At 72.3% G+C, this 18216-nt stretch carries 16 protein-coding genes and 1 pseudogene; 7 read left to right on the top strand and 10 right to left on the bottom strand.

Going from position 1 to position 18216, the window contains the following annotated elements; all coding sequences use genetic code 11:
- Nucleotides 1–30: 30 nt before the first annotated feature.
- Nucleotides 31–2370, top strand: coding sequence for an FHA domain-containing protein (locus AB0D74_RS38595; protein WP_362597556.1), 2340 nt, complete (start codon nucleotides 31–33; stop codon nucleotides 2368–2370).
- 7 nt (nucleotides 2371–2377) lie between these two features.
- Nucleotides 2378–2926, top strand: a complete 549-nt coding sequence (locus tag AB0D74_RS38600; protein ID WP_362597559.1) for a hypothetical protein — start codon at nucleotides 2378–2380, stop codon at nucleotides 2924–2926.
- 27 nt (nucleotides 2927–2953) lie between these two features.
- Here AB0D74_RS38600 and AB0D74_RS38605 read toward each other — a convergent pair whose 3' ends face one another.
- Nucleotides 2954–4213 carry a streptophobe family protein gene (locus AB0D74_RS38605; protein WP_362597755.1) on the bottom strand — a complete coding sequence of 420 codons (1260 nt, stop codon included), beginning with the start codon at nucleotides 4211–4213 and terminating at the stop codon, nucleotides 2954–2956.
- A gap of 185 nt (nucleotides 4214–4398) precedes the next feature.
- Between AB0D74_RS38605 and AB0D74_RS38610 the strand changes: the two are divergent.
- Nucleotides 4399–5508 (top strand): annotated as a pseudogene (locus AB0D74_RS38610) (DUF6777 domain-containing protein); the annotation flags it as partial.
- A 473-nt stretch (nucleotides 5509–5981) separates the two neighbouring features.
- Nucleotides 5982–6434, top strand: coding sequence for an ATP-binding protein (locus AB0D74_RS38615; RefSeq protein ID WP_362597562.1), 453 nt, complete (start codon nucleotides 5982–5984; stop codon nucleotides 6432–6434).
- Nucleotides 6435–6539: 105 nt separating this feature from the next.
- Here AB0D74_RS38615 and AB0D74_RS38620 read toward each other — a convergent pair whose 3' ends face one another.
- The 3 genes from AB0D74_RS38620 to AB0D74_RS38630 all read right to left on the bottom strand — a co-directional run bounded on the left by AB0D74_RS38620 (nucleotide 6540) and on the right by AB0D74_RS38630 (nucleotide 9706).
- Nucleotides 6540–7427: an RNA polymerase sigma factor SigF gene (locus AB0D74_RS38620; protein ID WP_362597758.1), complete on the bottom strand. Its 888-nt coding sequence runs from the start codon at nucleotides 7425–7427 to the stop codon at nucleotides 6540–6542.
- A 205-nt stretch (nucleotides 7428–7632) separates the two neighbouring features.
- Entirely contained in the window at nucleotides 7633–8445 is an 813-nt protein-coding gene (locus AB0D74_RS38625; RefSeq protein ID WP_362597565.1) for a class I SAM-dependent methyltransferase, read from the bottom strand.
- 55 nt (nucleotides 8446–8500) lie between these two features.
- Entirely contained in the window at nucleotides 8501–9706 is a 1206-nt protein-coding gene (locus AB0D74_RS38630; RefSeq protein WP_362597568.1) for an epoxide hydrolase family protein, read from the bottom strand.
- Nucleotides 9707–9863: 157 nt separating this feature from the next.
- Between AB0D74_RS38630 and AB0D74_RS38635 the strand changes: the two genes are divergently transcribed.
- Nucleotides 9864–10346 carry a VOC family protein gene (locus AB0D74_RS38635; RefSeq protein WP_362597761.1) on the top strand — a complete coding sequence of 161 codons (483 nt, stop codon included), beginning with the start codon at nucleotides 9864–9866 and terminating at the stop codon, nucleotides 10344–10346.
- A 60-nt stretch (nucleotides 10347–10406) separates the two neighbouring features.
- Here AB0D74_RS38635 and AB0D74_RS38640 read toward each other — a convergent pair whose 3' ends face one another.
- The 4 genes from AB0D74_RS38640 to AB0D74_RS38655 all read right to left on the bottom strand — a co-directional run bounded on the left by AB0D74_RS38640 (nucleotide 10407) and on the right by AB0D74_RS38655 (nucleotide 15090).
- Complete coding sequence (locus tag AB0D74_RS38640) at nucleotides 10407–11291, bottom strand: geranyl diphosphate 2-C-methyltransferase (RefSeq protein ID WP_362597571.1); 885 nt, start codon at nucleotides 11289–11291, stop codon at nucleotides 10407–10409.
- A 49-nt stretch (nucleotides 11292–11340) separates the two neighbouring features.
- The gene (locus AB0D74_RS38645; protein ID WP_362597574.1) at nucleotides 11341–12393 is read right to left on the bottom strand and encodes a family 2 encapsulin nanocompartment cargo protein terpene cyclase; all 1053 of its coding nucleotides are present in this window, start codon (nucleotides 12391–12393) and stop codon (nucleotides 11341–11343) included.
- 17 nt (nucleotides 12394–12410) lie between these two features.
- The gene (locus AB0D74_RS38650; protein WP_362597577.1) at nucleotides 12411–13853 is read right to left on the bottom strand and encodes a family 2B encapsulin nanocompartment shell protein; all 1443 of its coding nucleotides are present in this window, start codon (nucleotides 13851–13853) and stop codon (nucleotides 12411–12413) included.
- A 229-nt stretch (nucleotides 13854–14082) separates the two neighbouring features.
- Nucleotides 14083–15090, bottom strand: coding sequence for a zinc-binding alcohol dehydrogenase family protein (locus AB0D74_RS38655; protein WP_362597764.1), 1008 nt, complete (start codon nucleotides 15088–15090; stop codon nucleotides 14083–14085).
- A 148-nt stretch (nucleotides 15091–15238) separates the two neighbouring features.
- Between AB0D74_RS38655 and AB0D74_RS38660 the strand changes: the two genes are divergently transcribed.
- Both AB0D74_RS38660 and AB0D74_RS38665 read left to right on the top strand, forming a co-directional pair.
- Nucleotides 15239–16033 carry a VOC family protein gene (locus AB0D74_RS38660; RefSeq protein ID WP_362597580.1) on the top strand — a complete coding sequence of 265 codons (795 nt, stop codon included), beginning with the start codon at nucleotides 15239–15241 and terminating at the stop codon, nucleotides 16031–16033.
- Between the two features lie 47 nt (nucleotides 16034–16080).
- On the top strand, nucleotides 16081–16785 hold the full coding sequence (locus AB0D74_RS38665) for a ribonuclease H (RefSeq protein ID WP_362597583.1): 705 nt from the start codon (nucleotides 16081–16083) through the stop codon (nucleotides 16783–16785).
- Between the two features lie 74 nt (nucleotides 16786–16859).
- Here the strand turns inward: AB0D74_RS38665 and AB0D74_RS38670 are convergent, their stop codons facing one another.
- Together AB0D74_RS38670 and AB0D74_RS38675 are read right to left on the bottom strand one after the other, a co-directional pair.
- Nucleotides 16860–17690, bottom strand: coding sequence for a tyrosinase family protein (locus tag AB0D74_RS38670; protein ID WP_362597587.1), 831 nt, complete (start codon nucleotides 17688–17690; stop codon nucleotides 16860–16862).
- A gap of 26 nt (nucleotides 17691–17716) precedes the next feature.
- On the bottom strand, nucleotides 17717–18187 hold the full coding sequence (locus AB0D74_RS38675) for a tyrosinase cofactor (protein ID WP_362597590.1): 471 nt from the start codon (nucleotides 18185–18187) through the stop codon (nucleotides 17717–17719).
- Nucleotides 18188–18216: the final 29 nt, after the last annotated feature.

Genomic DNA, 18216 nt, shown 5'->3' on the forward strand with positions numbered 1-18216 from the left:
AGAAGGGTGCGGATCGGTAGAATTCTGCCCATGGCGGAGCGGCCGGTCGCCTCGACGGCGCCCGAACTCGTCCTGGAGACCGACACGGGATCCACGGTGATGAGCCCGGGCCGTGACTACCACGTCGGACGGGACCCGTTGAGCGACATCGTCATCGACGATGCCCGGGTCTCGTGGCACCACGCGGTGCTGCGGCCCGACGAGGGCCACTGGACCCTGGAGGACGAGCAGAGCACCAACGGCACCTACGCCGACGGGCGCCGCATCCGTGAGTGGGAGGTCGGACCGGGCACGGTGATCCGCTTCGGCAGCCCCGCCGACGGCCCGTCCGCCGTCCTGAGCGGTCGCCCCGCACCCGCCACGGACCGTCCCTCCGCCGTCTCCCTGCCCGCCCGGACCGGCACCTTCCGGCAGCCCTCCTCGGTACGGCGGCTCCCGGCCCGCACCGTCCGCATCGGCCGCGCCCCCGACAACGACGTCGTCGTCGACGACCTGATCGTCTCCCGCCACCACGCCGAACTGCGCACCCACCCCGACGGCAGCCACGAGATCGTCGACCTCGACAGCCACAACGGCACCTACCTCAACGGCCGCCCGGTCACCCGTGCACCGCTCGGCCCCCGGGACGTCGTCGGCATCGGCCACTCCGCGTTCTGCCTGGTCGACGGCGAACTGCAGGAGTACGTCGACACCGGCGAGGTCTCCCTCGACGTCCAGGGACTGACCGTCGCCGTCGACCACGGCCGCAGGATCCTGCTGGACCACGTCTCCTTCCCGGTCGGCGAGAAGTGCCTGCTGGCGGTGGTCGGACCGAGCGGCGCCGGCAAGTCCACCCTGCTCAACGCCCTCACCGGCCAGCGCCCCGCCGAGCACGGCACCGTCCTCTACGACGGCCGCGACCTCTACCGCGACTACGCCGAACTGCGCCAGCGCATCGGCCTGGTCCCGCAGGACGACATCCTGCACGTCCAGCTGACCGTGCGCAGCGCCCTCACCTACGCCGCCGAACTGCGCTTCCCCGAGGACACCGCGAAGGCCGAGCGCAGACAGCGGGTGGACGAGGTCATCCGGGAACTGGGCCTTGAACAGCGCGCCGAACAACCCGTGCACAGCCTCTCCGGCGGGCAGCGCAAACGGGTCAGCGTGGCCCTGGAACTGCTGACCAAACCGTCCCTGCTCTTCCTCGACGAGCCGACCTCCGGACTCGACCCCGGCATGGACCGGTCGGTGATGAACATGCTGCGCGGCCTCGCCGACGACGGCCGCACCGTCATCGTCGTCACCCACAGCGTCCTCAGCCTGGACGTCTGCGACCGCCTCCTGGTCCTCGCACCGGGCGGCCGGACCGCCTACTTCGGGCCGCCCGGCGACGCCCTCGGCTTCTTCGGGTTCGACGAGTGGCCCGAGGCCTTCGAGGCGTTCGAGCGGGACACCGGCCGGGACTGGGCGGGGGAGTACCGCGCGTCGTCGTACCACCGCAAGTACATCGTGAACTCCAGTGCCCAGCCGGTGATGCCGCGCTCCGGACCGGTGGCCGCCGCCCCGCCGCCCAGGCCCCGCAGCTGGAGCGCCCAGTTCTCCACCCTGGTACGGCGCTACACGGCCGCGCTCCTCGCCGACCGGACCTTCCTCGCCATCATGGTCGGGCTGCCGTTCGTGATGGGCGCCATGGCCCGGGCCGTCGCCGGGAACAAGCTCACCTTCGACACCGCGACCAACGCCCTGCTCACCCTCTGCGTGGGCGGCGTGCTGACCGGCGCGGCCAACGCCGTCCGCGAGCTGGTGAAGGAGCGGGTCATCTACCAGCGGGAGAGAGCCGTCGGCCTGCCCAGATCGGCGTACGTGATGTCGAAGGTCGTCGTCCTCGGGGCCATCACCGTGCTCCAGGCGATCGTGCTCACCCAGGTCGGCCTGGCCGGCGTCGACCTCAACGCGCCCGGCGGCCACGGGGTGCTGATGCCGCCCCTGCTGGAGATCACCGTCGCCGTGGCCGTGCTCTCCTTCACCGCGATGATGCTCGGCCTGCTGATCTCCGCACTGGTCCGCAAGGAGGAGGTGACGATGCCGCTGCTGGTGCTGCTCACCGTCGTCCAGGTCGTCTTCTGCGGGACCCTGCTGAAACTGGACGGCGTGCCCGGACTCGAACAGGTCGCCTGGCTGGTCCCCTCGCGGTGGGCACTCGGCGCCATGGCCGGCACCGTCGAACTGCACCGGATCGTGCCCGGCTCCTTCACCGACGACCCCCTCTTCCGGCACTCGACGGGCGTCTGGCTGCGGAACATGGCCATGCTGGTGGTACTGGCGGTCGTCTTCGGCTGGGTGCTGTCCCGGCTGCTGCGCCGCCACGAACCCGCCGTGATGCGGAAGTAGGCGACCGATGACGACGACGCCGGGATTCCGGCCCACCCATGTCGTCCCCGGCGACGGCATGCCCGCCTGGGAGGCCCCCGACCCGGGCCGGCCCACTGTGCCCCTCGACGCGCTGCTGCCCGTCCAGCTCGTCGAGCGGCACGGCGACTGGGCGCGGATCAGCTGCGCCAACGGCTGGTCCGCCTGGGTCGACGGCCGCTACCTCGTCGCCGTACCCCAGGACCCGCCCGTCACCGGCGGCCCGGCCACCGAGGCCACCGACCCGCGCCCGCTCCTCGCCCGCGCCGCCGAGGCGCTCAGCGGCTACCGGGCCGCCGTCGAGGAGCTGGCCGTCGGCGGCCTCGACGGGGAGTCCTTCCGCGGCCGTACGCACGGGCTGCGCATCGGCGTGGTGGTCGACGGGGAGTCGATGTGGCTGTACGACCCGGCCGAGGGACGCTGGCTGTACGGCGACGGGCGGCGGCTGTCCACGTACGTCACCGACCGCGCCGGGCCGGGCGGCGAAGGACCCGGTCGCGATCCGACCCGGGTGGTCACCCTCGACGGTGACCGCTGACGGCCGCCGGCGCCCTGCCGCCCGCGTTCAGGGGGCCACCTCGCCCCGCCGGTGCACCGGGCGGGCCAGCAGCGCGCCCAGGAACCCGGCGACCAGTCCCCACAGCAATCCCAGGCCCACCGCCGACCACAGCACGGGCCGGAGCAGCAGTTCGCCCGAGAGATTCCCGCCCAGGTCGCCGATGCCGAGCAGGGCGAGGCCGTAGTGGGCGGAGATCCGTCCGATCAGGCACAGCGTCAGCATCGTCAGTGCCAGGGCGACCGCCAGGTGCAGGGCGTGCTGCCAGGCGCGGATCCGGGCCGGGGAGCGGGCCGCCATCAGGAACGCGGCGGCCAGCAGGAGTACCGCGGCCACCCCGGCCAGGCACCACCAGCGGCCGTCGTGGGCCGTGACGGTGCGCAGGTTCAGGGTCGAGACGTCCGGCGTGCGCAGCACCTCGGCCAGCACCTTCGGCACCGGCAGCCCGAACGGGCCGTCGACCCTGCCCTTCCAGGTGGCGCCGAGCCCGATCGTGAGCGCCGGCCAGGCCAGGTTGGGCAGCCCGAGCAGGATCACCGCGAGGGTCTCCCGGGTGTGACCGCGGGTCACCATCGTGACCAGGGCGGCCACCAGGGCCAGGACGACGTACGCCAGGACGAGCGCGACCATGGCGTGCGCCGCCGGGCGCACCGAGGCCTGGAAGCGCAGCAGGCGCCCCGGCAGCGGCGCCCCGCGCGACACCAGCAGCGCCAGCAGCAGGATCCCCGCCAGCCACAGCAGTCCGAACCCGGCCGTCGGCGGCACGTCCGTCGTGAAGCCCGCGCGCGGTGCCGCGTCCAGCACGTCGGTGAGATCGCCCAGGGTGCCGCTGCCCACGTCCACCGCGAAGGTGTGCCGGGCACCGGACGCGAGCCCGACCAGCGCGAGCAGCCAGAGCACCGCGATCCGGGCCGCCCACCCGGCCAGCTCCCCGGCCCCGGCCACTGCCCGGTGCCGCAGCGGACGCAGGAAGCCTCCTGCGGCGACCAGCGCCCCGACCAGCGTCACCGACAGCGGTACGACCGTCAGCCCGGCGTTCGTGCGGGCCAGTTCGCCCGCGTTCCCGGACAGCTCGACGCTGCCGCCGACCGCCGTCACCACGGTCGCGAGGACCACCGGCGGGAACGCGCCCTTCGGCAGGTCCGCCGCGCCCGCCGCCCACAGCCCCGCGGCGGACACCACGAGCATCGCGAGCGACGCGGCCAGCACCACGGCCAGGGCCTGCGGCCAGCCGTGCCGGGCCACGGACCGGCCGGCCGGCGCGGCCACCGGCCGCTCTGAGGCGATTCGGGGACGCACGCTGTCACGCTAGGCAACCCCCGCGCCCGCCGCCCGCCGGGTGGTCCGTCCGCGTCGGCTTGCGGGCGGTACCGGACCGGCGCACATTGGGCTCGACATGCCCCAATTGAGGCATTTTTCATGAATGCCGTTTACCGCACTGGGGAGATGAGCGCGTGAGCGTCGAACCGCCGTCGTCCGGCCGTCCCACAGGACCCCCTTCCGGACCCCTGTCCGGGGCCTCCGGACCACCCCCAGGACCCCCCTCGCAGCCGCCCGGCGGCGAGGGGCAGGGCGGGGAGCCGCACCGGCCGTGGTGGAGGTCGGTGCCCCGGGTCGCGACGCTCACCACGGCCGTGGTGGTCGCCGCCGCCCTGGTCGTGGTCCTCACCCGTTCGGGCGACAGCTCCGGCAAACGCGGCGAGGTCTTCCTGCAGGCCGCCAACAGCTCTGGCCAGGACCCGTTCACCGAGTCCACCGCCAGGAAGAGCTCCGCGGCGCCGCTGTCCGCGGCCCCGGCCGGGTCGGCGGCGCCGGCGAACGAGGTGCGCGGGGTGGACGGCGGGGCACCCGGCCTCTACAGCGGCACGAAGAACAGCGCCAGCTGCGACGTCGAACAGCAGGTCAGGTACTTCCAGTCCTCGCCGTCCCGGAACAGGGCGTTCGCCTCCCAGGTCGGCGTCCAGCCGTCCGGGGTTCCCGCCTACCTGCGCTCGCTCACCCCCGTACAGCTGCGCGCGGACACCCGGGTCACCGCCCACGGCTACCGCGACGGCAAGGCGACCACCTACCAGTCCGTCCTCCAGTCGGGTACCGCCGTCCTCGTCGACGGGCACGGCGTGCCCCGGCTCCGGTGCGCCTGCGGCAACCCGCTGGCCCCGCCGGTCGCGCAGCGCACCACCCCGAAGACCACCGGTGCCGCCTGGGCCGCGTACCGGCCCGCGAACGTGGTCGTCGTCGCGCCGGCCGCACAGATCATCAAGGTGTTCGTCGTCTTCGACCACGAGCACGACGACTGGTTCGGCCGCCACCGGGGTGACCACACCGGGCACCAGGACCGCCCGGCCAGGCCCCCGGCCAATCCGGACCCCGTCAACCCGCCGGGCCACCAAGGCTGCCCGCCCGGGTCCGGGAAACCCGGCACCACCCCGTGCCCGCCGGCCTCGTCCGGCCCGTCGACGCCGGGGAACGGCTCCAGGCCCCCGTCGTCGAACTCGCCGTCGAGCCCGCCGTCCTCGAACACGCCGTCGCAGTCGCCGTCCGGGAAGCCGTCCTCGAAGCCGCCCTCCTCCGAGTCGCCGTCGGCGCCCTCCGGGCCCCCGTCCGCGCAATCACCGGGCTCGAAGCCTCCGTCCTCCGAGGCGGCCTCGTCGGAGCCGCCGAAGAGTGAGCCCCCGAAGAGCCGACCTCCGAAGAGCGAGCCGCCGAAGTCCGAGCCCCCGAAGCACGGCAACGAGTCCCCGCGCACCGAGTCCCCGAAGAACGAACCCCCGAAGAACGAGTCGCCCGCGTCGCAGCCGCCCGCGTCGCAGGGGCCCGTCTCCCCGGGGCCGCCTTCGTCGGCGCAGCAGCCGGGCCCGCCGTCCCCGGGGTCGCCCGGCCCGGAGTCCGCGCTGTCCCCCGCCGCGCCGGGGCTGTGACCAGCGCGACGTGCGGTGTGCGCGGTCGGCGAACGCCTCTGGGGACTGCCGGAGCCCGCTCGGGGTACGAGCATGGATGCAACAGCGACGGGCCGAGCCGGCCTCCTGGAGAGACACGCATGATCGAAAACCTGGGCGGGGCAGTGATACCGACTGGCTTCGACGTACCCGTGGAGCCGCTGCGGCGCGCGGCGCACTACACCGGCGAGCCCGGCTGCATCGCCGAGGCGCGGGACTTCGCGGCCGGCTTCCTGGAGCAGCTCAGGACCGAATGGTGCGCCGAGATCGATCCCCGGGCCGACGGTGAACTGCTCCTCGTGGTGAGCGAGCTGGTCACCAACGCGGACCGGCACAGCAACGGCCCGTACATCCTCGAACTGGAGGGCACGGACAGTGCGGTCCTGGTCTCCGTGTACGACAGCAGCGCCACCCTGCCCCGGCGCTTCCCCCGGGACCCCGAGCGGGTCGGCCGGCACGGCCTGGAGATCGTCCACGCCGTGGCCGCGGAGGTGATGGCCGAACGGGTGCCGGTCGGCAAACGGGTACGCGCGCTGGTGCGCTTCCCGGAGTGAGTCGGTGAGTCGGTGAGCCGTGAGTCGGCGATTCGTCGGTCGGCGAGTCGCCACGGGCGCTGCCCCACGCGCCGGTGCGGGGCAGCGCCCGTGACTACTTCACCGTCAGGCGCAGCCGAGCTCGCCCAGCATTCCCTGACGCAGCCGCATGATGATCCGCTTGATCAGGCGGGAGACGTGCATCTGGGAGCAGCCGAGCCGCTCGCCGATCTCCGCCTGGGTGGCCTCCTCCACGAACCGCAGATGGATGATCTCCCGGTCGCGTTCGCTCAGCTCGGCCATGAGCGGGGCCAGCGACTGGAAGTCCTCCACGAGCCGCAGCCCGTCCTCCTCGACGCCGATGAAGTCGGCCAGGACCGCCTCGCCGTCCTCCGGGCCGTCCCCGGTCAGCGCGGCGTCCAGGGAGGAGGAGTTGTAGCCGTTGGCGGCCAGCTGGCCCTCGACCACCTCGTTCTCGGACAGGTTCATGAGCGTGGCGAGCTCGGCGACGGTCGGTTCCCGGTCCAGGCGGCTGGAGAGTTCCTCGCGCGCCTTGGCCAGCTCCACGCGCAGCTCCTGGAGCCGGCGCGGCACGTGCACCGCCCAGGTGGTGTCACGGAAGAACCGCTTGATCTCGCCCACGATGTACGGCAGCGCGAAGGAGGTGAACTCGACCTCGCGCGACAGCTCGAACCGGTCGATGGCCTTGATCAGGCCGATCATCCCGGTCTGGACGATGTCCTCCATGTCGTCGCCGCGGTTGCGGAACCGTCCGGCCGCGAACCGCACCAGCGACATGTTCATCTCGATGAGCGTGTTGCGGGCGTACTGGTACTCCGGCGTGCCCTCCTCCAGCTCCGCGATCCGCTGGAAGAACTGACGGGACAGCTCACGTGCGTCGCGCGGGGCGACGGTCCTCGGGTCCTCGATTCCCGGCAGTGCCCCCTGCGGGGTCCGTACCTCGGCAGGGTGGGCGGTGTTCACTGCTTCCGACCGGATCCCGGCGGTGTTCATGTCCTCTCCCAGGTCACTCACGTTGCGGCGGCTGCCTCTTCGGCCGGTGTCGTCCCGGCCCTGTCCAGGTGTCGCCCGGACCGGGTACCCGGATCCGAACGTCTCATGCGTGCCTCGATCCTCGGGTACCCGGGGTGACGCGACGCATGCGTCCTGTTTCCCGCCCTGGCGGAAAACCACCGGTGGCGGTCGGCGGACGAGGTGGCTACGGCCCGACGCGTACGGCGGTGATCAGCTCGTGCCAGTACCGTTTGGCGACGACACCGCCGTACCGGGAGTCGATCAGTTCCCGGACGCCCGCGAGCAGCCCGTTCCGGGCGGGCTCCGGGAGTGCCCGGTGGTTCGAGTAGGTGAGCAGCAGGTCCAGGTACTCGCCGGTGGTGTACGTGATCTCCTGGGCGTGCCCCTGCACGGCGACGTCGGTGAGGTACGGGGAGCCGGTGAACTCGCCCGTGTCGGTCGCGAGGTCGGCCTCGCGGGTCTGGCGCAGCCCCGGCGGGGTGGCCGGATCCCAGCGCTCGTAGCACTCCTGGACCTCGGCGAAGAAGTCCTCGGTGCCGCCCGCCACGTGGTGGGTGGAGACGACACCGAGCAGCCCGCCGGGCCGCAGCGCCCGGGCCGCCTTCGGCACCCGGACCGCAGGGTCGATCCAGTGGAAGGCGGTCGCGCAGACCACCGCGTCGAACGGCTCCGGCGGCAGCTCCCACTCCTCGAAGGCCGCGACCACCACGTCCGCCTCGGGAAACGCCGCCAGGCGCCGGCGGGCCACGGCGGCCATGCCCGGGCCGATCTCCACACCGGTGACCGAGCAGCCGGACGCGGCCAGGTCCACGGTGAGCTTGCCGGTGCCCGGGGCGATCTCCAGCACCCGGACGCCCGGCCCGGCCCCCGTGACCCGGACCAGCTGCTCGGTCAGCGCGGCGGGGTAGCGGGGCCGGGCCCGTTCGTACAGCTCGGCGTCCTGGTCGAAGATGTCCCGCAGGCCCGGGTCCTTCACCCTGAATTCCAGTGCGTCCACGCAGGGCAGGATGCAGGCGCCCCCGGCCGCGGGGCCAGCGCTTTTCGGCGGCGCCTCAGCCCCGGCCCGGCTCCCGCAGCTGCCGGAAGAACGCCCGGACGTCCCCCACCAGCAGATCCGGCTCCTCCATCGCCGCGAAGTGCCCGCCCCGGTCGAACTCCGTCCACCGGACGATGTTCTCCGTGCGGTCCGCCTTGTGCCGCAGCGGACGCTGGGGTTCGGCCGGGAACAGGGCGAGGGCGGTCGGTGCCGTGGACGGTTCGGTCGGGGCGGCGGCCCGGGCGCCGGTGGCGTGAGCCCGCTCGTAGTAGATGCGGGCGGAGGAGGCGGCCGTACCGGTGAGCCAGTACAGCATCACGTTGGTGAGCAGCCGGTCCCGGTCCACCGCCTCCTCGGGCAGCTCCGCGGAGTCCGTCCACTCCCGGAACTTCTCGACAATCCAGGCGAGCTGACCCACCGGCGAGTCCGTCAGCGCGTAGCCGGGCGTGTGCGGGCGGGTGCACTGCAGGATCGCGTACCCGGTGCTCTCCTTGGACCAGGCGGCCCATCGGTCCCAGGAGTCGAGGGTGTTGGCCCGTTCCTCGGCATCCAGCGCCGCGAGCTCCTCGGCCGTGGGCTCGGTGGCCTGCTGGGCGCCCGGCAGCAGATTGAGGTGGACGCCGATCACCCGGCCGGGATGGGCGCGGCCCAGCTCCCGGGAGATCGCCGCGCCCCAGTCGCCGCCCTGCGCCCCGAACCGCGCGTAGCCCAGCCGGTGCATCAGCTCGGCCCAGGCGTCCGCGACCCGGCCCGCCTCCCAGCCGGACTCCGTGGTGGGCCCGGAGAACCCGAACCCCGGGATGCTCGGCAGCACCACGTGGAAGGCGTCGGCCGGGTCCCCGCCGTGCGCCGCGGGATCCGTGAGCGGTCCGACCACGTCCAGGAACTCCACGACGGAGCCCGGCCAGCCGTGGGTGACGATCAGCGGGGTGGCGTTCGGCTCGGGGGAGCGGACGTGGGCGAAGTGCACGTTCGTGCCGTCGATCGTGGTGGTGAACTGGGGCCACGCGTTGAGCTCCGCCTCGGCGGCCCGCCAGTCGTACTCGTGTCGCCAGTAGTGCGTCAGCTCCTTGAGATACGGGGTCGGGACGCCGTACGCCCAGCCCGCACCGGGAAGCTCGGCCGGCCAGCGGGTGCGGTCGAGGCGGGCATGGAGATCTTCGAGGTCGGTCTGGGGGATCGCGATGCGGAAGGGACGGATGTCCGGCGACGAAGAGTTCATGTCGGTGATGCTAGGTGCGGTCGGTCGTCGGTTGTCTGCGGCGCAGTGGGGGCTGATCGCGCAGTTCCCCGCGCCCCTAAAAGGGGCGCTGAGCGATGAGTTTCTCGATGAGCGAGGGTCGGTACAGATGACCCGTTCCACGCTCCAGGAGGTGTTCATGACCGCCGACGGATTCACCACGTGTCTCTGGTTCGACGGGCAGGCCGAGGAGGCCGCCCACTACTACGTGGCGATCTTCAAGAACTCCAGCATCGGGAAGGTCGGCCGGTACAACGAGGCCGGGCCGGGGGAGGCGGGGTCCGTGCTGGCCGTCGACTTCACGGCCAACGGGCAGAAGTTCGTCGCCATCAACGGCGGCCCGCAGTTCAGGTTCACCGAGGCGATCTCCTTCCAGGTCTACTGCGACGGCCAGGAGGAGGTCGACCACTACTGGGCCAAGCTCACCGAGAACGGCGGCGAGCCCGGGCCCTGCGGCTGGCTCAAGGACAGGTACGGCGTGTCCTGGCAGGTGATCCCGGAGGGCCTGATCGAGATGATCGGCGACGCCGACCCGGAGAAGGCCGCGCGTACCACGCGGGCCATGTACGCGATGGGCAAGCTCGACATCGCCGCGCTGAAGAAGGCCTACGCGGGGGAGTGAGCCGTACGGGGACGGGGGCGGTGTCCGCGGACACCGCCCCCTCGGGCACACGCCGCCGGGTCAGACCCGGTCGGCCACGATCAGCAGGTACTGGAAGCTGCCGTTCTTGTACGCGGTGAGGAACGCGTCCTCGATCCCCGTCACCAGGTGGTCGGCCTGCTTGCGCAGTTCCCAGTACGGGATCGTCGCCGCGGTGAGGTCCTCCACGTGGACCGGCACCAGGCGGTTGGCGGCCATCGCCCGGAAGTACTCCGACCTCGGGTGGATGTCGCAGATGTAGTGCGCGTTGATCAGGGACACCTCGCGGGACGCCTGCCCGTAGGCGTTGTTGTAGCAGCCGGTGATCGTCACGTAACGGCCGCCGCGGCGCAGCAGCCGGGCGTGCTCGGCGAACAGCAGCTCCAGCTCGACGTACATCGTGGACTCGTTGTTCCACGAGGCCGCGTACGCGCCCGTCTCGAAGCCGGTGTCCAGCATGTTCCGGTGGTGGTAGCGGACCTTGTCGCCGACCTCCCGCTTGCGGGCCATCTCGTTGGCGAAGTCGGCCTGCTTGGCGGAGATGGTCACCCCGTCGGAGTGGCAGCCGTAGCGCAGGTTCGCCACGATGCTGCCGCCGCCTCGGCCGCAGCCCGCGTCGAAGACCCGGTCGGCCGGCGTGAGGGCGCCGAGACGGGAGGCGAGCAGCTCGGCCTGGGCGTGCTCCAGACGGTGCAGCTCACTGGTGACGCGCTCCTTGCGCAGCGCGGGGTCGGTCTCGTCGAGCACCGACCAGTCGGCCTCGCCGATGCCGTAGTGGTGGTGGTACAGGTCGTCGATCTTTCCGAGTTCGAGGTTGACCGGGTTCTCCTCGGCGTTCCAGTACTCCGCGACGCTGTTCTGGTACCTGGACTGGGTCGGCACCGGGGCTGACGTGGTGGTCTTCCGAGCGACAGGGGCGGTGGTCAACAGGTTCTCCTCGAAGTGTCTCTGACGGTGTTTCGGGATGGTTCGGTGGCTACCAGTAGTCGGGCAGGTGGTAGCGGTTGGTGTTGGTGGCGTGCCATTCGTGGTTGCCGGCGACCCAGGCGGCGAGTCCCTCGGCATAGCGCGCGACCAGTGGCGAGGTGGCGCCCAGGGCGGCCGACTCCTCCTCGAAGGCGGCCATGACCCGGTTGTGGATGTCGACGGACTTCAGATAGGCCGCCTTCAGGCCGCGCCGGTCGTTGGCGGCCACCACCTGGGGCAGGTTCAGGTGGTCCGGGTCGCTCGCCAGCTCCTTGGTGAAGGAGTACAGGTCGTTGACGATGGTGGTGGCGTTGCAGGCCAGCGCCGTGATCCGCTGGATCTCCGGGCGGGCGTAGAGCTGCTCGGGCAGTTCGTAGCCGTCCACCGCGTCCACGATCGACAGACACGGCCGGAAGTTGTTGAACTGCCGCATCACCAGGTACTCCCAGACCCGCGGTACGTACCCGGTCTCCATCCACGCGGCCTCGCCGAGATAGCCGAGGTGCAGCCGGGCCATGTCGTGCACGAACCGGTCGGTCTGGCTGGGCGAGGCGACGGCCGCGAAGTCCGTGAGGGCGAAGTGGTACGACCGCAGCGGGCCGGTGGCCCGGATGCCCTCGCGCCACTCCTCCTCCAGCTCCGGGATGCCGTGGTAGGGGTCGAGCGCCGACTGGGCGATGATCAGCGGTCCGCCGAGTCCCCGCCGGGAGCCGCCCCGCCCCTCGTCCTCCTCGCAGTAGCAGGAGTCCACGATGTTCTCGGCGAGCAGCAGCTTGCCGGCGGCGGTGAGCCGGTCCAGGTCGAGGCCGCCCGGGTGCTGGAGGGCGACGGCCCGGCCGAACTGGAAGTCCGAGAAGTCCCCCTTCCAGGCCGCCGGGAACAGCTCCAGATCCCGGGCCCAGGCTTCCAGGCGGCGGTCGAGTTCGGCGGCCTTCTCCGGGTCGGCGGGCACGGCCGGCCGGTAGTGCAGTCCGGGGACGGCCCCGGTGCGTCTGGCCGGGCGCAGCCGCTCCGCGATGTTCGGCGGCCCGGGCAGGGCGTAGGAGGTGGTGGTCGTGGTCATGGTTGTGCTCCAGGCCGTCAGTCGGCGGTGCGGCCGAGCTGGACGTTCTCCAGGATCCCGGCCGCGTCGGGGACCAGGACGGCGAGCGAGTAGTAGGCGGTGACGAGGTAGTTGACGACGGCCTGCTCGTTGACGCCCATGAAGCGGACGTTGAGGCCGGGCTGGAACTCCTCGGGGATGCCGGTCTGGTAGAGGCCGATGACCCCCTGGTCGGCCTCGCCGGTGCGCAGCGCGATGATGCTGGTGGTGTGGTCGTCGCTGATCGGGATCTTGCTGCACGGGTAGATCGGGACCCCGCGCCAGGCCGGGATCTCGTGCCCGTCGACATGGGTGGACGGGGGCACGAGGCCGCGCCGGTTGCACTGCCGGAAGAAGGCCGCGATCGCCTTGGGGTGCGCCAGGATCACCTTGGTCTTGCGGCGCATGGAGATCAGCTCGTCCATGTCGTCCGGGGTCGGCGGACCGGTGAAGGAGCTGATCCGCTGCCCGTAGTCGATGTTGTGCAGGAGCCCGAACTCCCGGTTGTTGACCAGCTCCCACTCCTGGCGCTCGCGGATCTCCTCGACCGTGAGGCGCAGCTGCTGCTGGGTCTGGTCCATCGGGTGGTTGTAGAGGTCGGCGACCCGGGAGTGCACCCGCAGAACGGTCTGGGTGAGCGACAACTCGTATTCGCGCGGCGCGAGTTCGTAGTCCACGAAGCCGCCCTGGAGGGTCGGCTCGCCGGTGTGGCCGGCCTGCACCGGCACCTCGGCCTCGCCCTTGCGGTTCATCGGCAGCCGCTGCCGGTCGACGTAGGCCTGGAGGTGGGCGCCGAGCGACGGCACCCGGTCCATGATCTCCTGGGCGACCGCCCAGGGCAGTGCGAGGACCACGCCGGCCGTCTCGGCCCGGACCGAGGTGAGCCAGAGCGGATCGGTCTGGCCGACCGCCTCGTCGCCCATCTGGTCGCCGTCGGTGACGACCCCGACGACCTCCTCCTCGCCGTACTTGCCGGCCGCGTACCGGATGAACCGGCCGTGCACCACCAGGTAGGTCTCGGTGACCGGCTGCCCCGCCTCGAAGAGCACCTGCCCGGCACGCACCTCGCGGGGCTGGAAGCGGTCGGCGAGCTGGGTCAGCGCGTCCGCGTCGTCGTACCCGCGCAGGATCGGCAGCTCGGTGAGGGTCCCGGGGATGACCCGGATGTCGTCCCCGCCGTTGTGCTCGAAGCTCACCCGGCCCCGCCCGGTACGCAGTTGGAGGCGTCGGTTGACCCGGTAGGTGCCGCCCTTGACGTCCACCCACGGCAGTGTCCTCAGCAGCCACCGGGAGGTGATGGCCTGCATCTGCGGTTCGGACTTGGTGGTCGTGGCGAGCTGGCGCGCCGCCCGGGTGCTCAGGCTGGTGAGCTGCCCGTCGGCGGTCGGATCCGGCTCGGGCTCGTCGACGGCGGACCCGATGACGCTGTCCGGTGTGGACACATTCCCTCCAGCAGAGAGGTGAACAACGGTGACCCGGAGGGTCGGTGGTGTGCGAGGTGGTGGTGCGCACCGACAAGCCAAACAGCCTTGGTGATCTACGGGTACGGCGCGAAAGGGGCGGTTGCATGCCTTAGTTGCGCAAACCTGGAGTTCGGGGTGGAAAGGGTTGTGATTGCCGGTCGTGCGCCGGTCGCCCGCTCTCACGCCCGGGGCCGCGCCGGGGTTGGACTCAGGAAAGGTCGTTCACCAGCACCGCGGCCCCGTCGAAGCGCCCGGCCTTCAGGTCCCGCAGCGCCCGCGGGGCCTCCGACAGCGGGTAGGCATGGGTGGTCGCGTGCACGCCGTGCCGCTCGGCGAGGGCGAGGAACTCCCGTCCGTCTCCACGGGTGTTGGACGTGACGCTGCGCAACTCCCGCTCGTAGAACAGCTCGCGCTCGTAGTTCAGCGACGGCACGTCGCTCAGGTGGATGCCCGCGACCGCCAGCACCCCGCCCCGGTCCAGGGCGCGCAGCGCGAGCGGCACCAGGTCGCCGACCGGCGCGAACAGGATCGCGCTGTCCAGCGGCTCGGGCGGTGCCTCGTAGGCGTCCCGCGCCGAGGCCGCGCCCAGCTCCAGGGCCAGTCGCCGCGCCTCGGCGCCCCGGGTGAGCACATGCACCCGGGCGCCCTCGGCGAGCGCCACCTGCGCGCACAGGTGGGCGCTGCCCCCGAAGCCGTACAGACCGAGCCGCCCGCCCGGCGGGAGCGACGCCCGCAGCAGCGCGCGGTAGCCGATGATCCCGGCGCAGAGCAGCGGGGCCGACGCGACGTCGTCGAGGGTGCCGGGCAGCCGGTAGGCGAAGGCGGCCGGCACGGTCGTGTACTCGGCGTAGCCGCCGTCGGCGTCCCAGCCCGTGTACTCCGAGTACGGGCAGAGGTTCTCGGCGCCCCGCAGGCAGTACGCGCACTCCCCGTCCGTGCGCCGGAGCCAGGCCACCCCGACCCGGTCGCCGACCGCGAAGTCCGCCACCCCGGCGCCCGTCCCCGCGACCGTGCCGACCACCTCGTGCCCCGGCGCCACCCCGGTCCGGTGCACCGGCAGATCACCCTCGGTGACATGCAGATCGGTGCGGCAGACCCCGCAGGCCCGCACCCGCACCAGCAGCTCGTCCGCACCGGGCACCGGCACCGGCCGCTCGACCAGCCGCAGCGGATCCCCCTCGACCGGCCCGGGCCGTGCCACCGCCCACGCCCGCATCACGTCCGCCATACCGCGCCCCGTCCGCCGAAGGCCGCCGACTCCCTTCCCAGTCTCCGCCGGAGTCCGGCGTTCGGCGCGCGGGCGGACCTCCCGGTGGCTAGCGTGAGGAACCGGGAGAACCCGCTCGATCGGAAGGGCCGCGGCGATGGCGGTACAACCTGAAGGAACCCCCTGTTGGGCCGACGCGATGTTCAGCGACCTGGCGGGGGCCAAGAGCTTCTACGGCGAGGTCCTCGGCTGGACCTTCGGCGAGTCGTCCTCGGAGTACGGCAACTACACGCAGGCCTACGCGGACGGCAAGGCCGTCGCCGCCGTCGTACCGCCCATGCCCGGGCAGGAGGGGCAGTCGCAGTGGTGCCTGTACCTCGCCTCGCCGGACGCGGCGGCCACCGCCGCGCGGATCCGGGAGCACGGCGGCGAGGTGCTGATGGAGCCGATGCAGGTCGGCGACTTCGGCACGATGTGCCTGGCCCGCGAGCCCAGCGGCGCGGTCTTCGGGATCTGGCAGGGCGGCGTCCACGAGGGCTTCGAGGCCACGGCCGTGCCCGGCGCCTACTGCTGGGCGGAGGTCTTCACCCGCGAGCCCGAGAAGGCCGACCCCTTCTTCGCGGGCGTCTTCCCCTACACGGTCCGGCAGATCGAGGACGACAACGTCGACTTCCGCACGTTCAGCCTCGGTGACCGGCCTGTCCTCGGCCGGATGCGGATGACCGGCGACTTCCCGCCCGAGGTGCCCTCGTACGTCAACGTGTACTTCACCGTCGCCGACTGCGACGAGGCCGTCGCCAAGGCGACGAAGCTCGGCGCCGTGGTCCGCTTCGGGCCGATGACCAGCCCCTTCGGACGGATGGCGGCGCTCACCGACCCGCAGGGCGCCAACTTCTCGGTGATCGACGTCACGACCACCGAGGGCGGGATGCCGTCGGCCTCGGACGTCTGACCTGGGCGGATCCCGGACCACGGCCGGACGCCCGGCCCGGCCGTGGCATGATCGGGGCCATGCGTGAACGAGTGGTGGCCGCGTGCGACGGGGCTTCTAAGGGAAACCCGGGACCGGCGGGCTGGGCCTGGGTGGTGTCCGACGACGCGGCGACGCCCGCCCGCTGGGAGGCAGGGCCGCTCGGCAAGGCCACCAACAACGTGGCCGAACTGACCGCCCTGGAACAGCTGCTGGCCTCCACCGACCCGGACGTGCCGCTGGAAGTGCGGATGGACTCGCAGTACGCGATGAAGGCCGTCACCACCTGGCTGCCCGGCTGGAAGCGCAACGGCTGGAAGACCTCCGCGGGCAAGCCGGTCGCCAACCAGGACCTGGTCGTCCGCATCGACGAACTCCTCGACGGCCGCACGGTCGACTTCCGGTACGTCCCCGCCCACCAGGTCGACGGCGACCCGCTGAACGACTTCGCCGACCGCGCGGCCAGCCAGGCGGCCGTGGTCCAGGAGGCCGCGGGCAGCGCCCTCGGGTCCCCGACACCGCCGCCCTCACCGGCCCCCGCCGCCTCCTCCGGGGCCCCGCGCCGCAAGGCGGCACCCCGCAAGAGCGCTGCGGGCGGCTCCTCGGCCCGCACCATCAAGGCGAAGTTCCCCGGCCGGTGCCCGTGCGGCCGGTCCTACGCGGCCGGCGAGTCCATCGCCAAGAACGCGCAGGGCTGGGGCCACCCGGAGTGCCGTACGCCGGCCGAGGCCTGACCACCGACGCGAGGGCGGCACACGTCGGCACGCGGTGGCACACGGTGGCACGCGGCGGCGGGACGGCGGCCCGGTCAGGCCTCCAGGGTGTCGAACGTGTAGAACCTCGTGTGGTCGAGCAGGTCCGCCGGCCGCACGTCGTTCCACGGCTTCATCGTCTCGTCCAGGTCCACCACGTCCGGCGTGCCGCCGCCCGGCACGTAGGCCGCGTCCGGGTGCCGGCGCTGCCACCGGGCCCACAGCTTGTCGACGAAGGCGTGGTGCAGCCAGAACACCGGGTCGTTGGGGGAGACCCCGGTGGCCATCTGCCCGCCGACCCAGACATGGACCCTGTTGTGCAGGTTGACCCCGCGCCAGCCCTCCAGATGGTTCCGGAAGCCGTCCGAGGCGCTGTTCCAGGGCGCCATGTCGTACGTCGCCATGGCCAGGACCGAGTCGACCTCGGCCCGGGTCGGCAGCTCGCGCACTCCGGTCCCGAGCGACCTGCGCAGATAAGTGCGGCCGTCCACGCGGACGTCGACCGGCCAGTTCCCGCCGGTGGCGGCGAACGGCCCGTCCGTCACCCGCCCGTCCGAACTGCGCCCGGTGCCGCCGAGGAAGTCGGGCGCCCACAGCGAGGCACGGACGGTCCGGTCGGCGCTCCAGTCCCAGTAGGGGAGCGCGACGGAGGCGTCCACCGACTGCAGGGCCCGCTCGAAGTCGAGCAGGAATCTGCGGTGCCAGGGCAGGAACGACGGCGAACGGTGGCCGGTGCGCTCGGAGTCGTCGGTGTCGGACATGATGAAGGCGTTGTGCGTGCGCACGAAGTCGTCGTAACGCCCGCTGCGCTTCAGCTCGATGACGGCGGCGACGAACCGCCGCTTCTCGTCGGCGGTCAGTGCGGCCTGGTTCTTGCGTACGGTCATGTGCGGGAAACTCCTTGTGCGGGCGGTCAGTTGGCGGGGAAGGGCAGCAGCGCGGCGCCCTGCAGCTCGTCGACCGCGGCGCGGGCGGCGGCGCGCGGGGTGGCGACCGGGTCGTAGTGGCTGACCACGCTGATCCAGCTGCCGTCGGCGTTCCGCATCACGTGCAGTTCGACCCCGTCCACGAACACCGCGTATCCGGCGCCGTGTCCGTGGTGGTGACCGCCGTCCATGCCCTTCATGCCCTTCATGCCCTTCATGCCCTTCATGCCGTCCATGCCGTCCATGCCGTCCATGCCGTCCATGCCGTCCATGCCGTCCATGCCGGCCGGTCGGCCCTGTATTCGACGGCCCTTGTAGACCTCGTCGAAGGGTTCGAGTGATCCCTCGTGCGAGTGGCCGGCGGCCGAGACGCCGGGCGCGAGGAGGGCCTGGGCGCCGGCCGCGGCGGCGAGGGCGGCAGCCGCGGTGAGGGCGCGGCGGCGGGTGAGTTCGGACATACGGATGCTCCTGTGACGGGTGCGGGTGC

Source organism: Streptomyces sp. NPDC048278 (assembly GCF_040652195.1).
Classification (GTDB): Bacteria; Actinomycetota; Actinomycetes; order Streptomycetales; family Streptomycetaceae; genus Streptomyces.

Coding starts and splice junctions, on each gene's coding strand:
- AB0D74_RS38630 (WP_362597568.1), bottom strand. CDS start 9,706: ATGAACTCTTCGTCGCCGGACATCCGTCCCTTCCGCATCGCGATCCCC.
- AB0D74_RS38665 (WP_362597583.1), top strand. CDS start 16,081: ATGATCGGGGCCATGCGTGAACGAGTGGTGGCCGCGTGCGACGGGGCT.
- AB0D74_RS38635 (WP_362597761.1), top strand. CDS start 9,864: ATGACCGCCGACGGATTCACCACGTGTCTCTGGTTCGACGGGCAGGCC.
- AB0D74_RS38620 (WP_362597758.1), bottom strand. CDS start 7,427: ATGAACACCGCCGGGATCCGGTCGGAAGCAGTGAACACCGCCCACCCT.
- AB0D74_RS38645 (WP_362597574.1), bottom strand. CDS start 12,393: ATGACCACGACCACCACCTCCTACGCCCTGCCCGGGCCGCCGAACATC.
- AB0D74_RS38655 (WP_362597764.1), bottom strand. CDS start 15,090: ATGCGGGCGTGGGCGGTGGCACGGCCCGGGCCGGTCGAGGGGGATCCG.
- AB0D74_RS38670 (WP_362597587.1), bottom strand. CDS start 17,690: ATGACCGTACGCAAGAACCAGGCCGCACTGACCGCCGACGAGAAGCGG.
- AB0D74_RS38600 (WP_362597559.1), top strand. CDS start 2,378: ATGACGACGACGCCGGGATTCCGGCCCACCCATGTCGTCCCCGGCGAC.
- AB0D74_RS38595 (WP_362597556.1), top strand. CDS start 31: ATGGCGGAGCGGCCGGTCGCCTCGACGGCGCCCGAACTCGTCCTGGAG.
- AB0D74_RS38675 (WP_362597590.1), bottom strand. CDS start 18,187: ATGTCCGAACTCACCCGCCGCCGCGCCCTCACCGCGGCTGCCGCCCTC.
- AB0D74_RS38660 (WP_362597580.1), top strand. CDS start 15,239: ATGGCGGTACAACCTGAAGGAACCCCCTGTTGGGCCGACGCGATGTTC.
- AB0D74_RS38615 (WP_362597562.1), top strand. CDS start 5,982: ATGATCGAAAACCTGGGCGGGGCAGTGATACCGACTGGCTTCGACGTA.